This window comes from Xenorhabdus siamensis (genome assembly GCF_037996745.1).
GTDB classification, from domain to species: domain Bacteria; phylum Pseudomonadota; class Gammaproteobacteria; order Enterobacterales; family Enterobacteriaceae; genus Xenorhabdus; species Xenorhabdus indica.
Window position 1 is genome coordinate 175053 of record NZ_JBBMXE010000020.1, and the last position, 14495, is coordinate 189547.

The window sequence follows — 14495 nt, forward strand, 5'->3', positions numbered from 1 at the left end:
CGTTAAAAGTAATAAGTAAATTTATTAGATTAATATAACATAAAACACAATAATATGAGTTGATATTGTTATTCATTCCAAACAAGATGATTTTATAAAAGACATGATAGCCCCAGTGAAATGTAAATATTCTCGAAAAAATATTCCTGCTCCAGATACAGAAAAAACGGCCTCACAATTTTATTTTCCTTTGGATATCATCTTTTGCAGCACCAACTGTCCAAACATACCCGCAGATTGCCTGACCTGCCCCACGCCCTGGCTCATCATACCTGCCATATCCCCCATCCGCACGCCGGCCCACGCTAATGCGCCCAGCCAGACCATCGGCAGGACGATAAACAGCGTCCCCATCACCAGCCCCATGATTAAATCGTCCGAGGTATTCTGAATACCCGCCAGATTAAACAGGCTGTGGGTGTCTGAGCCGTACAGGGCTTCCAGTAAATGGCTGTCCAGCCAGCGCGCCAGTTCCCACCAGAAGGTCAAAAAATTCAATGCGAAAATCACAAATGTCAGCGTGAAGATGGTCTTAAATTCATAGGCCGCAAACAGCAGGATCAACGGGATGAAGATATACAACGCCATCAAAATTACCGCCTGCATCATCGGCAGCGCCTGGCGTACCGCATCAAACACCGGCATACTGAGTAATCCACCCAATAAAGCCCCTGCGGAAGTGCCGATTCGATTAGCGCCATCCAACAAGGTGGGATCGGCACTACCACCATACCCAGCATACACAACCCGTCCTGTGAAACGCTCAGGTTTACCGGGCTGACCAGACGGCGGATCACCACTTCCTGATAAGCCTGCGTGTTTTTACCCAGTATTTTCAGTGTCGCTGACAGGCGCAACCACAACCCCGGGTCGGCCTGCGCCAGTACCCGGTCTTTCAGACCGGTCTGGGCCGTTGACCACCAGGCCTGACACGTCGGGTATCCGCCCTGCCCAGTATACGGTCGCCCGTTATCCCGATTCTCCTGCCACGGAAAATCCGCCCGGGGGAGGCGGGCTTGCAGCGTCCGGTAATCCCCGGCTAAAAACGTCCGACTGCCCAGCCAGCCGATATCATTCAGGATAATCGGGTCAGTGATGTGTTCTTGATCGCGTTGTTTCCATTGATACAGGGCTAAGGCATAGCAATCGTGGGTAAAATCCTGCAATTCTGCGGCCAGAGCCGGATTACTGATGCGGGTGTGATGCACGTCAAAGCGCAGTTGCCGCAGATCCGGCCGGCAGGGAATGGACGCCACCGCCGCCTGTGTCAGTCCCTTGGATAACCGGTGCACCACCGCCCACCAGAGCGGCACAGCCGCGGTCTGGTTATTCAGGCTGGATATTACGGGTGCATACCCACTGTTATCCGGGGTTGTCGGTGTCCAGGTGCCACAGCTTTTGGCACGGGAAGTATCGTACTGAAGGGTGGTCAGGCTGACATTGACCAGCGGCACACAACACACCACCATCACGAAGAACGCGCCGTACAGGGTGTTTTCAATCCGGGCCAGCGACTGTAACCCGGCCTGACCGTCTTCTTCGCCACATTCTCTGACTGTCAGCCAGACTGAAATCACTTTTACCACTAACGGCAGCGTAAACAGTCCGGTCGCAATCAGGATGTGCCACAGGCCATTGTTGATGACCCAACCGAGTAATGTCAGAAAATATTCCAGATAGCTGTTGGCCGTCATCGTGTCACCTCAATAGTGCCTGACAGGACATACTCGCCCAACAGGATAAACAGCAGGCTGGCCACCATCATCCGCATCAACGCGGCGCGGTATACTGGCTGGTGTGTGGTCTTCTGCCAGATTTTCTTACCTATCCAGCCCAATATCATATAAAGGCTTAACCGCCAGACGAACCAGACTCCCTCAGTTGCCGTCATCCAGTGATGCAGCCGGGAGAGGTTTTCTGCCTGATGCAGCCCGACCCAGCCTGTTGCAAAAGTAATGCCCATCACCAACACGGTGAGTAGTGATAACACGGCACCTTTTCTGAATATTGAATGTTTCTCTGTCATCATCCGCCTTACCTGCGCTCACGGCTTGGGGTTTCCAACTGGTAAAAACGGGCATCAGTGCTGTCCGGGACCTGTTTTTGCGGATGCATGTTGATGCGCTGGGTGTCCCGCTCAATAATGGTCAGGATAGCATTACGGGACAGGGCCTGCTTCAGCTGCATTTCATTCTTCAGCGCATTGATTTCCCGATCCAGCGCGGCAATCCGGCGTTCCCCTTCGGCCAACGCTTCTGACTGTGCCGCCGCATTGGGTTCGGACATGCCGGTGATAAGCATCCTCCGCATAAGTAACGCGGTTTCCACGGTTTCCGCCATCGCCAGCTCCCCCGCTAAACGTCCCGTCAGGGCAGCCCTGTCCGGGTCACGCTGCAAGGCCTGAATGACGCCTTTGGTGACCGTCAGACTGCCGGTTTTCAGTTTCGCCAAATTGACCATCGTCGGTTTTTCCGTGCCACTGACCAACTTCACCAGTTGTTCCGTATTAGTTTGGGTATGGGCTTCTAGCATCGGGGCAAACCCCGTGCCCGGCTGGTGTTTCTCGCCGCCACTGGTGCAGTCTGCCGCCTGAGCACAGGTGCGGATGACCCGGTCGCCCAGCACGCTGACCACGGCTTCGGCCGCCTCTCGGGCATTGCTGAATTTACGGCAGGCACTGCCTTCACACTTCAGACTACTGACCGACGACTGACTCAGTACCGGCATCTGGTTCATCATATTAAAACCCGCACTGGCTAAATACCGGGTCGGACGAATGGCATTTTGTCCCTTGCCCCCCTGCCGTTGCCCGCCAACCCACGGATGCCCGCCGGCACCGGTGGCTTTGCTGCCGGCGTTATTGACACGCACCGCATCACCATCACCGCCGTTAACCAGACTTTTGTATTCCTGCAAGGCCGCTGACTGAGTCCATTTATTATTTTGTGCAAAATCCATCATTTTATTGGCCATCGCCTGACAGTTGAACTGGGCTTTGTCGAACGCCACATTCGCCTGCAACACGCCGTTAGTCAGCATGTCATACAGTCCCGGATTGGCACGCTGAATAATCATCGCCGGCAGGCTGGCCACCGCACCGGTGGCGCCCTGAATCACATCACTCATCAGGTTCTTGAATCCGGCCGTGATACCGTTCAACTGATTACTGACCGTGGCTTTCAGGTCAAAATTGCCGCACATCAAATCCGAACGCCAGCCCAGCTCCAGCCCACCGAGTGTGGCGGAACCACTGCGACTGGCCGGCTCAGATATCACCGAACCGCCCCCTAAGGTATAGAACAACGTATCAGACACCGCACCGCTGGCCTCTGCCCCATAGCCCAGTGCACTGCGGTTCACCTGCGGTAAGGTCAGGGACAGCCCGGTGGCATTGGCCTGTACCGAAGTGATGGCTAGCCCACTAACTATCAGCCATAACGCATTTATTTTCTTCATAACATCCCTTGTTCAGATATCCGTACTGCTGAGAAAACGCTGTCCGCGCCGCTGGCAGCAACTGTAAGGCTGCCACAGGGCATAGACCTGATTGCCATCAATTGCCGCCGTGTGCTCCCCGTCCGGAAACACGGCGCAGGACTGACTTAACGTCGGTGATAACCGTTGCCATTGATGATTTTTGGTGCCGGTGTTTTCGGTGACCGATTCTGGCGGCCAGTAACCCGCAGTACGGGTGCCTTTCAGTGTCTGATAAACATGGGGCTGCCCGGTTCGGGTGATAATATCCACGACCCGCTGGGCGACCACGGCAGATGCCTTGTCATCATCAGTCTGATTGACAAAGCCTGAGCGCGGGTAAATATTGCCCCACATAGTGCCGGCCATCTGGCTGCCCAGTTCCCGCTGGCCGGGAATAAGGGCTTCCGGATAGAACGATTCCGGCAGACCCGAGCGCCATGCCACGCTATCCAGTGTGCTGAGAAAATAAGGCATCAGCGGGGTGGCCGCACTGCGACACGAATAACCGGGGATTTGCCCGGCAATCTGGACATTGTGGTTACCCCACCGACACTCAGATGGGATAACGCCCCGGTCACGGTATTTTCCACGCCACCGGAGAGTTGACTGACCTGCGCCATTTCAGTCCACGGATTACCCCCAGAGGCGTGATAGGTAGACACCACCACTTCGGGGAGATAATGGGTCACCTTCACCGAGGTTTTCGCGGTACAACCGTGCAGGCCACAGAGCAGCCAGTAACAGATGCCACTGACCCGCCACTGAATACAGGAGGGCGAAATACTGCTGGCGACAATCTGGGCCGTATTGATTGAGGCCTGTGTCACCGGAGTAAATGCCGTTATCAGGGTAATGAGCGCAGGAAACGCCACACGTTGAAGACTCATGGCTGATGTTGCTCCCTGAGTGCGCAGGCTTTTGCCACATCCGTGGTGCCATACACCACCTCCCTATCATCAAAGACCACGGCCGGATACTTCTGCACACCGGATTGCCATGCCTGCACCACAGCACGGTAAGCCTTGATAAGTTGCTGTTCCTGCTGACGCCATTGGGGTGATTGCAGCATCGCTTGTGCCTGCTTTGCGGCTTGCTGGGGATCAGCAGAAAGTTGGGCAAAGAGTTGCTTTTGCTGTTGTTCAGCTTCATCCAACCAGACGACCGGTGTTTCAGAAGAAAGGTTAATGGGTGGGTGTTGATTATCAGTATAAGTTGTTGTTTGAGCATGACTCACTGATGCGGTTAACCATCCCAACCAACATAATAAATAACATTTTTTCATCCTCATCTCCCTATTTATGAAAACAAACAGGAAGCATGCAAAAAAAGTCCAGAATAATCAGCAAAGAACTCTTTTTTACTAGATATAAAAATATTTAATATAGTCTTATATTCATTCCAATTTTTTTAAAAAGTGAGAAGATACAATGTGTATAAGACAACTAACTGATTCTCATAATACACATGAATAAAGGCGATTTTGGCCTTTTTTGTATTGAATTTGCTCACTACTTTTTTGGATAAGAATGCCCAATGGCTAAATTGAACCTGAGTAACCTGACGGAAGCAGATATCATTACCAAGTGCGTTATGCCATCCATCCTTGATGCTGGCTGGGACAACACGACACAAATCAGACAGGAGGTCAAACTCCGGGATGGCAAAGTCATCGTGCGCGGTAAAGTCGCAGCACGTAAAACAGTGAAATCCGCTGACATTGTGCTATATCACAAGCCCAGCATTCCGCTGGCGGTGATTGAAGCCAAAGCTAATAAGCATGAAATCGGCAAAGGAATGCAGCAGGGCATTGAGTATGCGCGGCTGTTAGATGTGCCTTTCGTATTCTCCACTAACGGCGATGGCTTTATCTTCCGCGATGCTACTGCCGCCGTTGGTAATCTAATTGAAAAACAGATTACCTTAGAAGAGTTTCCCTCTCCAGCAGAACTCTGGGACAAGTTCTGCGTGTGGAAAGGCTACACGCAGGCTCAGTTTCCGGTAATCACTCAGAATTACTACGACGATGGCAGCGGAAAATCACCGCGTTACTATCAGCTACAGGCCATCAACAAAACCATTGAAGCTGTATCTGCCGGGCAAAACCGAATTCTGCTTGTGATGGCGACCGGAACGGGAAAAACCTATACCGCCTTCCAGATTATCTGGCGCTTATGGAAAGCCAAAAGTAAGAAACGAATCCTGTTCCTTGCCGATCGCAATATTCTGGTCGATCAGGCTAAGAATAACGATTTCCAGCCGTTTGGCTCAGCAATGACCAAAGTCACTGGGCGTACCATCGATCCCGCGTATGAAATACATCTCGCGCTATATCAAGCTATTACCGGATCAGAAGAAGAACAAAAAGCCTTTAAACAGGTTGCTCCTGATTTTTTTGACCTTATTGTTATTGACGAATGTCATCGCAGCAGCGCTTCGGAAGACAGTGCCTGGCGAGAAATTCTCGACTACTTTAGCTCCGCTACACAGATCGGTTTAACTGCCACACCAAAAGAAACTCACGAAGTTTCCAACACCGATTACTTCGGCGATCCAGTCTATATTTACTCGCTAAAAGAAGGAATTGAAGACGGTTTCCTTGCCCCATATAAAGTGGTGCGAGTGGATATTGATGTCGATCTGCAAGGCTGGCGTCCAACCAAAGATCAAGTGGATAAAAACGGCGAACTGATTGATGACCGTATCTACAACCAGAAAGATTTTGACCGTACGCTAGTGATTGATGAGCGCACCGAACTGGTAGCGAAAACCATCACCGATTATCTTAAGCGCACCAATCCAATGGATAAAACTATCGTCTTCTGTAACGACATTCCTCACGCTGAACGCATGCGCCGTGCACTGGTTAATCTCAATCCGGAGCAGGTGAAAAAGAACGACAAATACGTAATGAAAATCACCGGTGACGATGAGATAGGCAAAGGCCAGCTGGATAACTTTATCAATTCCAAAAAGCTGTATCCGGTTATCGTCACTACCTCCGACCTTATGACCACTGGAGTGGATGCCAAAACCTGCAAACTGGTCGTGTTAGACCAGAACATCCAGTCGATGACCAAGTTCAAACAGATCATCGGGCGCGGTACCCGTATTGATGAACGTCACAACAAGCTGTGGTTTACCATTCTCGACTTTAAAAAAGCCACCGAACTGTTTGCTGACAAACGCTTCGACGGCATTCCAGAAAAAGTCATGGAGACCACGCCAAAAAATATCGCTGATCCGGATTCCAATTTTGAAAAACTGCTGGAAGAAATAGAGGAAGGTGACGAAGGCGAAGATAATATCACCTGCGCCAACGAAGATCCCGCACCTTATACCACTCATGATCCGGACGATGTCGGCCCATTACCTAAAGACGATGAGAACAAAATCCGCAAGTTCCACGTTAATGGCGTGGCCGTTGGAGTCATCGCTGAGCGGATTCAATATTACGATACTGACGGCAAGCTCGTTACCGAATCCTTTAAAGATTACACCCGCAAAACACTGCTCAAAGAGTATGCATCACTGGATGATTTCACCCGAAAATGGCAGGATACCGACCGTAAAGAAGTGATCATTAATGAACTGGAACAACAAGGTATTATCTGGGAAGTACTGGCAGAAGAAGTCGGTAAAGACCTCGATCCATTCGACATGCTCTGTCATGTGGTGTATGGTCAGCCGCCGTTAACACGTAAAGAGCGTGCCGAAAACGTGCGCAAGCGAAACTATTTCACCAAATACTCCGAAGCAGCCCAGATGGTATTGAACAACCTGCTGGATAAATATGCCGATGCAGGCGTGCAGGAGATTGAGAGTATTCAGGTATTGAAACTTAAACCATTCGACAGCATGGGTATGCCACTGGAGATTATTAAAACCGGATTTGGCGACCGTAACGGGTATAATCAGGCTATCAGCGAGTTGGAAAACGAAATCTATCAATTACCGCCCCGCTCTGCGTAACAACTCCCCTTTATGCCTTCTGCAATTAATGTACTGCAGGAGGCCTCATTTTGAACGGAATACAACATGTCAATAAGCTCAGTTATCAAATCATTACAGGATATTATGCGTAAAGACGCCGGTGTGGACGGTGATGCACAACGCCTCGGTCAACTTTCCTGGCTACTGTTTCTGAAAATCTTCGATGCCCAGGAAGAGACGTTAGAACTCGAGCTTGATAACTATCAGTTTCCCATCCCACAGCGTTATTTATGGCGCACCTGGGCAGCGAATAGCGAAGGTATCACTGGCGATTCTCTGCTGGAATTTGTTAATGACGATCTATTCCCAGCGCTGAAAAACCTCACCGCCCCTATCGACAAGAATCCACGTGGCTTTGTGGTCAAGCAGGCATTCAGCGATGCCTATAACTATATGAAAAACGGCACCCTGCTGCGCCAGGTTATCAATAAGCTTAACGAGATCGACTTCACCAGCTCCAGCGAACGCCACCTGTTCGGCGACATTTATGAACAAATCCTCAAAGACCTGCAATCCGCGGGTAACGCTGGTGAGTTCTATACCCCGCGTGCGGTGACGCGCTTTATGGTCAATCGTCTCGATCCTAAACTCGGCGAGTCGATTATGGATCCAGCCTGTGGTACCGGCGGCTTCCTCGCTTGCGCTTTCGATCACATCAAGAATAATCATGTGCAGAGTATTGCCGATCATCAGACATTGCAAAAACAGATCCACGGCGTGGAGAAAAAGCAGCTACCGCACTTGCTGGCAACCACCAATATGCTTTTGCACGGCATTGAAGTACCGGTACAGATTCGTCACGACAACACCTTGAATAAACCGCTCTCCTCATGGGATGAACAGTTGGATGTGATTGTCACCAACCCGCCGTTTGGTGGTACCGAAGAAGATGGTATCGAGAAGAACTTCCCATCAGAAACACAAACCCGCGAAACGGCGGATTTATTCCTACAGTTGATTATTGAAGTGCTGGCGAAAAACGGCCGCGCAGCGGTAGTTTTACCAGACGGTACACTGTTTGGCGAAGGTGTCAAAACCAAAATCAAAAAATTGCTAACCGAAGAGTGCAATCTGCACACCATCGTGCGTCTGCCTAACGGTGTGTTTAACCCATATACCGGCATTAAAACTAACTTGCTATTCTTTACCAAAGGCCAACCAACCAAAGAAATCTGGTTCTACGAGCATCCGTACCCGGCGGGCGTGAAGAACTACAGTAAAACCAAGCCGATGAAATTTGAAGAATTCCAAGCCGAGATCGATTGGTGGGGCAAAGAAGCCGATGGTTTCTCCAGCCGCGTTGAGAATGAACAGGCATGGAAAGTCAGTATCGACGAAGTGATTGCCCGCAATTTCAATCTCGATATCAAAAACCCACATCAGGCCGAAACCATCAGCCACGATCCAAACGAACTGCTCGCACAATATGCGAAGCAGCAGGAAGAGATCCAGACGCTGCGTAATCAGCTGCGCGATATCCTCGGTGCAGCGCTTTCCGGTAAGGAGGCTAACTGATGAAAGCGGAAAAGCTGATTATCGATCATATCGATACCTGGACTACAGCGTTACAAACCCGCTCCACCGCCGGGCGCGGTAGCTCCGGCAAAATCGAGCTCTACGGCATTAAGAAACTACGTGAGCTGATTCTGGAGCTGGCAGTACGCGGCAAGCTGGTACCGCAGGATCCGAACGATGAGCCAGCATCAGAGCTGCTGAAACGTATTGCTACGGAAAAAGCCGAGCTGGTGAAGCAAGGGAAAATCAAAAAACAGAAGCCGCTGCTGGAGATTAGTGAGGATGAAAAACCATTTGAGCTGCCAAAGGGGTGGGAGTGGACGCGGATTAATGAAATTGGTCATGATTGGGGGCAGAAAACTCCTGACACAAACTTCACCTACATAGATGTAAGTTCAATAAATAAAGAATGCGGTATCATTGAGGATCCGTTTGTCATTTCGGCGAAAGATGCACCATCCCGAGCAAGAAAAGTTGTTCAGAAAGGTACTGTAATTTACTCTACGGTTCGTCCATACTTGCTAAATATTGCTATAGTTGAGAATGAAATTTATCCAGAGCCGATTGCCAGTACCGCTTTTGCTATCATTCATCCATACACTGCTATAAGTGCAAATTTTATATATTATTATTTGCGTTCCCCTGTTTTTATTAATTAACCTGAATTCTGGATAAGAAATTGACGAGAGGCCTGTTCCAGGAGCAAAGTTTTGGTGAAAGCCTAAAACGACTCCGGGGAGGAACAGGCCATGGACAAGTTAGTTGAAATTTTCTGCGATGTCGACGACTTTTGTCGTCTTTTCATCCCCCAGTGGGCGCAGTTTTGTCTCGATAACGGATACCGCCTGCGCCGCAGACAAGGCCGCATGTATCCCAGTGAAATCATGACAATTTTAATCCTCTTTCAGCGGTCGCATTACCGTGATTTTAAAAACTTTTATTTGGAGCATATCTGGCAATACCATCACCGCGACTTCCCCTCCTTGCTCAGTTATACCCGTTTTATCAGCGTTGCCCCGTCCGTTTTGGTCCCCTTATCCAGTTATCTGACTCAATTAAAAGGAAAACCGACAGGCATTGCTTTTATCGACTCCACGAGTTTGCGCGTTTGTCATAACATCCGTATTCCTCGTCATAAGGTCTTTCAGGGCATAGCGCAACGCGGAAAAACCTCAATGGGATGGTTCTATGGGTTCAAATTACACCTGATTATTAACCATCTGGGCGAAATTTTAGCGCTTAAAGTGACCCCGGGTAATGTGGATGATAGGGAGCCTGTACGCGAATTATCAAAAGATCTCACGGGTTCTCATTGGGGTTAATTACGTTGAAAGTTGTCAAACGGGTATTGCCTACCCCGCAATCAATGATAAACAATTCTTTTCAGGGTTAATTGCTATTCCTCCATCGTTTGAGCAGATTCGTATAACCGATAAAGTAAAAGAACTCATGGCTCTCTGCGACCAACTGGAACAACACTCCCTGACCAGTCTGGATGCCCACCAACAACTGGTAGAAACCCTACTAACCACGTTGACCGACAGTAAAGACGCCAACGAACTGACCGACAACTGGGCACGCATTAGTGAGCATTTCGATGCGCTGTTTACTACCGAAACCAGCATTGACGCCTTAAAACAGACTATTCTACAACTAGCGGTAATGGGCAAACTGGTGCCACAAGATCCAGATGATGAACCAGCCTCTGAACTGCTCAAACGTATTGCGCAGGAAAAAGCGCAACTGGTGAAAGACGGGAAAATTAAAAAACAAAAACCGTTACCGCCAATTAGCGATGAGGAAAAACCGTTTGAATTGCCAGATGGGTGGGAGTGGTGTCGTTTGGGTGAATGTATTAATCTGATTTCGGGCCAACATTTGAAACCTGATGAATATGAAGAAAAGTACTATGATGAAATGCTTCCTTATATTACTGGTCCAGCAGAATTTGGCTCTGTTAGTCCCACATTTTCCAAATATACCAATGAGAAAAGAGCTATAGCCGCAGAAGGAGATGTATTAATTACATGTAAAGGGGCTGGACTTGGAAAACTCAATGTTGCAAACACTGATATTGCTATTAGTCGGCAACTTATGGCAGTTCGTGCAATTGGCATAAGCTCAAGTTACCTCAAAATAGTACTTGATAGCATGTACAGCTATTTTCAGTCTAAAGGGGTAGGCATAGCAATCCCTGGAATATCGAGAGAAGATGTTATAGAGCCAGTGATTAAATTACCACCACTAAAGGAACAACAGAGAATTATAAATATGGTCTCAAGATTGCATATATTAATTGAGGACATTAAATCTCGTATCCAGGTTGCCCAACAAACCCAGTTACAGTTGGCTGATACATTCACTGATGTGGCGATAAATTAATTTTATCATTCTTCCAAAACTATAAAGCGGCGCAATTGCCGCTTTATTTCCATCATCAGTAATCATGCTTACTCTCTATTTCTATATTTATTTTAAATTTCAACGTTAAAGATAGTTCTCTCCACTGTTCCGCGAGGAGAGAATAACATCATAAATTCTATCTTGAAGTTTATAGAGTATATAAATAACGAAATATTAAAGTGCGTCAAATATTTTAATTGAAATGTTTTTATATTTATATGCAGATTGTATTCAGATAAATTTAACATAAAATTTATCTAGTATGAGTTCTCCATGTGATTATTTGCCTCTATAAATTTAAAATAATTTGATGTAAAATATCGATAGATAATTGAATCTTAATTCATTCAACAAGTAAATAACATTATCGTTTATGATAAACTATGTATTTTAAGGTAAATATGAAATGCGCAGGATAATAACTCCTATTTTTTTAACTTTTTTGTTATCTAGTTGTGTAACTGTCAGACAAGGGGAACCTTTGGAAGGTGGAATTATACATTTTCTATACCAATCTAACTTGAAGATGCCGGTTTCAAAATCTGGAAATTATCATTCAATCGACAAGCGAGTCCACCCGCTTTTTCCCGGAGTGTGACACGAAAAAAGGAGTGAATTGCCTCGCGAAACACTTTCGGTGTGGCGAAGTAGACATTGTTACGCACCTGCTCGTTCATATATTTCCATAATCGCTCTATGGGATTGAGATTAGGACTGTAAGGTGGCAAGTAATGCAACTCAATGTTGAGGATCTCGGCGATATCTTTCACCAAATCGGTACGGTGATAACCCGCCCCATCCAAGATGAGATGAATTTTCTGCGAAAGCGGATAGGTTTCTCGAATGGCACCGAAAAAATACGCCACATTTTCCGCGTTAATGCTCGGATATTCACGAATAATAGTCTCTTCAATACACTGTAAATTAAGGGCGCCCATGATGTTGAGTCGGGTACGGCTGCCTGTAGTTTCAATCATTTTGACGTGCTTTACCCCTGATTTTATCCAGCCATAGCTTAATTTTGTAGACTGTGAGGGATGCACAGCATCAATAAACAGAATCGGCTCATTCTGACCGAATTCGTCTTTCAGGGCGTGGTAGGCCTCAATAAATTGTTGCTGTTTATCCGCATCAAATTTATGAGGAACCCCTTTCGGCTTCTTGTAACTGAACCCTTGACGGTGAAGCCATTTGGTCATCCCGGCCACGGTGAACGAAACCTGCCAGCGTGCCTGGACATAGGCCACAATGTGTGCGGTAGTATGCATCAGATTCACCGTCAAATAATCCACCAGTTCAGCGGTTTGCCGGGCAGACAGATGGCTTTCAGAACCGCCATTTTCAGGGGCGAGTTTTTCCTGACTGAAATAATCTTTCAGATGACGACTGACAGTGCTTTCATGAATACGTAAGGCCTGAGCAATCATCTGAGCAGTCCAGCCCTCGGAAGCCAAAAGAACCGCTTTGATGCGGTCGCGAACGCGTCCATCACGCGTTGTATCATGCATCAGTTCGAGGGCGTGTTTTTGGTCTGGTGTCAGATGAATTTTCATGGTTGCAAGCATGATCTGATTCGGATAAGAAATCAAGCATCTTCAATGATGATTGGTATAAACGTATTAATACTTATCACTGACACACCGCTCACGTGGCGTGTCTACTAACAACCGAAGGCAAAATAAAAACCTGTTTTGCCTTCCATCGTGCAGCGCTTAAAGATATTTCTTAAACATCGATGTTGTAATCACCACCGCCATTCCCAGCAAGAGCGCAGCAGGCAACAATATCATCGTGGGATACACCACATCCGGCCACGATAAATACAACACACAGGGGGTCGTGCAGGCCGGTTTAATGCCCCGCTTGGCATGATGGTAAACAAAGCTGGATTCATAACCTGCGCCATAACGGCGTAAATCCCGCCGTCCCAGTCCGTCAACCAACGCGACCAACACCACCATCACAAACAGCGGAACGGATAGCACCAGAATGGCTAATCGAATTAACGTCACCATCGTGATAAACACGGTAGCCAGCGCATATTCCCGCAAATAACCCGATATGCTATGTAATACCGCATTGAATTCACGCAGAAAATCATTGCGGCTATTAAGCTGATATTGCTGTTGCCCCTGTATCCGGTGCAGAAAACCACTGTCGACAAACAGCCATTGATAGGTCTATGCCAGCCAGTCAGAGACCGTTTGTGAAGGTTCTGACAACAACAGACTCCGGGTAAACTCCGTGGATAAAAATTGCAGCTCCGTTGTCATCATCGTCTGGCTGTGAGCCGCGCCCTCGTCCGGCCAGAAAAAAGTCATCCCGAGGTATTCCAGTAACAGGCTAAATAACCACGACATGACAATAAAACCAATCAGTTGCCACGGCCATTCCCATAGCACACGATACAGCAGACCCTGCTTGCGGGGCGGTTGGGATACGGGGCGGGATTGATTTTCTGACGGTGCCATGACGTGAAATTAGCCTTTCTCTTCCCACCAGTTCTCACTGGTGCGGTAGTGCCGCCGCATCTGCTCGGCGATGTTCTGCAAACTCGCCGGCATCAGGGCATCATCGTCATCACCGGTGGGCAGAGGCATTCGAATCTTCCACAACTGCCCGCCCTCCAATAAGGCGAATGCCTGTCCTTTCGGCAGGTTAATCATCTCAGCCGGCGTCACCAGTGGTGTTTTGACCGTGCCGACCCTGTCCTGTGTAGACGAGGTAAAATCCTGTCCCTGTTCAACATCGGCAATATCCGAATGCCCTGAGACCAATGTCTTACTGTAGATTTCCACTTCCGGCAGCTGGCTGGTGAGCAGCTCTGCCGTGCGGTTATCCCGCACCCGCAGCATAATCAGGGTATTGAAGTTGCCTATCACCTGCGCCGTTTTGGCCGGACTGCCGATACGGGCTTCAATATCCGAGGAGGTCTGGGTATAGGCCGTGACCTGCATACCGGCACCTCCGCCTTTATTAATCAACGGGATAAACTCATCCCCCATCAGTTCATTGAATTCGTCACAATGCAGGTTAATCGCCAATTTCCCGTCATGGCGAACCGGCAACCCTGCATTCATGCCATATTTATAAATCTGCCCGGCCACACT

The 14495-nt window shown here is 48.3% G+C and carries 7 protein-coding genes and 6 pseudogenes; 5 read left to right on the plus strand and 8 right to left on the minus strand.

What is annotated here, in order from left to right; all coding sequences use genetic code 11:
• Positions 1-180 precede the first annotated feature (180 nt).
• The 5 genes and pseudogenes from AAC852_RS18925 to AAC852_RS18945 all read right to left on the minus strand — a co-directional run bounded on the left by AAC852_RS18925 (position 181) and on the right by AAC852_RS18945 (position 4759).
• Positions 181-1694 (minus strand): annotated as a pseudogene (locus AAC852_RS18925) (conjugal transfer protein TraG N-terminal domain-containing protein).
• Positions 1691-2029 carry a hypothetical protein gene (locus AAC852_RS18930; RefSeq protein ID WP_340622327.1) on the minus strand — a complete coding sequence of 113 codons (339 nt, stop codon included), beginning with the start codon at positions 2027-2029 and terminating at the stop codon, positions 1691-1693. The pseudogene AAC852_RS18925 and the gene AAC852_RS18930 overlap by 4 nt, the downstream one beginning before the upstream one ends.
• Before the next feature lie 5 nt (positions 2030-2034).
• Positions 2035-3456 carry an integrating conjugative element protein gene (locus AAC852_RS18935; protein WP_340622328.1) on the minus strand — a complete coding sequence of 474 codons (1422 nt, stop codon included), beginning with the start codon at positions 3454-3456 and terminating at the stop codon, positions 2035-2037.
• Between the two features lie 12 nt (positions 3457-3468).
• Positions 3469-4364, minus strand: a pseudogene (locus AAC852_RS18940) (TIGR03756 family integrating conjugative element protein).
• Positions 4361-4759, minus strand: a complete 399-nt coding sequence (locus AAC852_RS18945) for a TIGR03757 family integrating conjugative element protein (protein ID WP_340622329.1) — start codon at positions 4757-4759, stop codon at positions 4361-4363. Before AAC852_RS18945 ends, AAC852_RS18940 begins: the two are co-directional and overlap by 4 nt.
• Before the next feature lie 251 nt (positions 4760-5010).
• Between AAC852_RS18945 and hsdR the strand changes: the two genes are divergently transcribed.
• The 5 genes and pseudogenes from hsdR to AAC852_RS18970 all read left to right on the plus strand — a co-directional run.
• Positions 5011-7446 (plus strand): EcoAI/FtnUII family type I restriction enzme subunit R, encoded by a 2436-nt coding sequence (gene hsdR, locus AAC852_RS18950; protein WP_340622330.1) that lies wholly within the window; start codon positions 5011-5013, stop codon positions 7444-7446.
• 66 nt (positions 7447-7512) lie between these two features.
• On the plus strand, positions 7513-8982 hold the full coding sequence (locus tag AAC852_RS18955) for an N-6 DNA methylase (RefSeq protein WP_340622331.1): 1470 nt from the start codon (positions 7513-7515) through the stop codon (positions 8980-8982).
• A pseudogene (locus tag AAC852_RS18960) lies at positions 8982-9635 on the plus strand (restriction endonuclease subunit S domain-containing protein); the annotation flags it as partial. The gene AAC852_RS18955 and the pseudogene AAC852_RS18960, both read left to right, overlap by 1 nt.
• A 96-nt stretch (positions 9636-9731) precedes the next feature.
• Positions 9732-10301, plus strand: a pseudogene (locus tag AAC852_RS18965) (IS982 family transposase); the annotation flags it as partial.
• Positions 10300-11364, plus strand: a pseudogene (locus AAC852_RS18970) (restriction endonuclease subunit S); the annotation flags it as partial. The pseudogenes AAC852_RS18965 and AAC852_RS18970, both read left to right, overlap by 2 nt.
• 536 nt (positions 11365-11900) lie before the next feature.
• Here AAC852_RS18970 and AAC852_RS18975 read toward each other — a convergent pair.
• The 3 genes and pseudogenes from AAC852_RS18975 to AAC852_RS18985 form a co-directional block, all read right to left on the minus strand.
• Entirely contained in the window at positions 11901-12938 is a 1038-nt protein-coding gene (locus tag AAC852_RS18975) for an IS630 family transposase (RefSeq protein ID WP_340619667.1), read from the minus strand.
• Between the two features lie 159 nt (positions 12939-13097).
• Positions 13098-13856: pseudogene (locus AAC852_RS18980) on the minus strand (TIGR03747 family integrating conjugative element membrane protein).
• A gap of 9 nt (positions 13857-13865) precedes the next feature.
• Positions 13866-14495, minus strand: a 630-nt coding sequence (locus tag AAC852_RS18985; protein WP_340622332.1) for a TraM recognition domain-containing protein, incomplete at its 5' end; no start/stop codon positions are given.

Coding starts and splice junctions, on each gene's coding strand:
- AAC852_RS18930 (WP_340622327.1), bottom strand. CDS start 2,029: ATGATGACAGAGAAACATTCAATATTCAGAAAAGGTGCCGTGTTATCA.
- AAC852_RS18935 (WP_340622328.1), bottom strand. CDS start 3,456: ATGAAGAAAATAAATGCGTTATGGCTGATAGTTAGTGGGCTAGCCATC.
- AAC852_RS18945 (WP_340622329.1), bottom strand. CDS start 4,759: ATGAAAAAATGTTATTTATTATGTTGGTTGGGATGGTTAACCGCATCA.
- hsdR (WP_340622330.1), top strand. CDS start 5,011: ATGGCTAAATTGAACCTGAGTAACCTGACGGAAGCAGATATCATTACC.
- AAC852_RS18955 (WP_340622331.1), top strand. CDS start 7,513: ATGTCAATAAGCTCAGTTATCAAATCATTACAGGATATTATGCGTAAA.
- AAC852_RS18975 (WP_340619667.1), bottom strand. CDS start 12,938: ATGAAAATTCATCTGACACCAGACCAAAAACACGCCCTCGAACTGATG.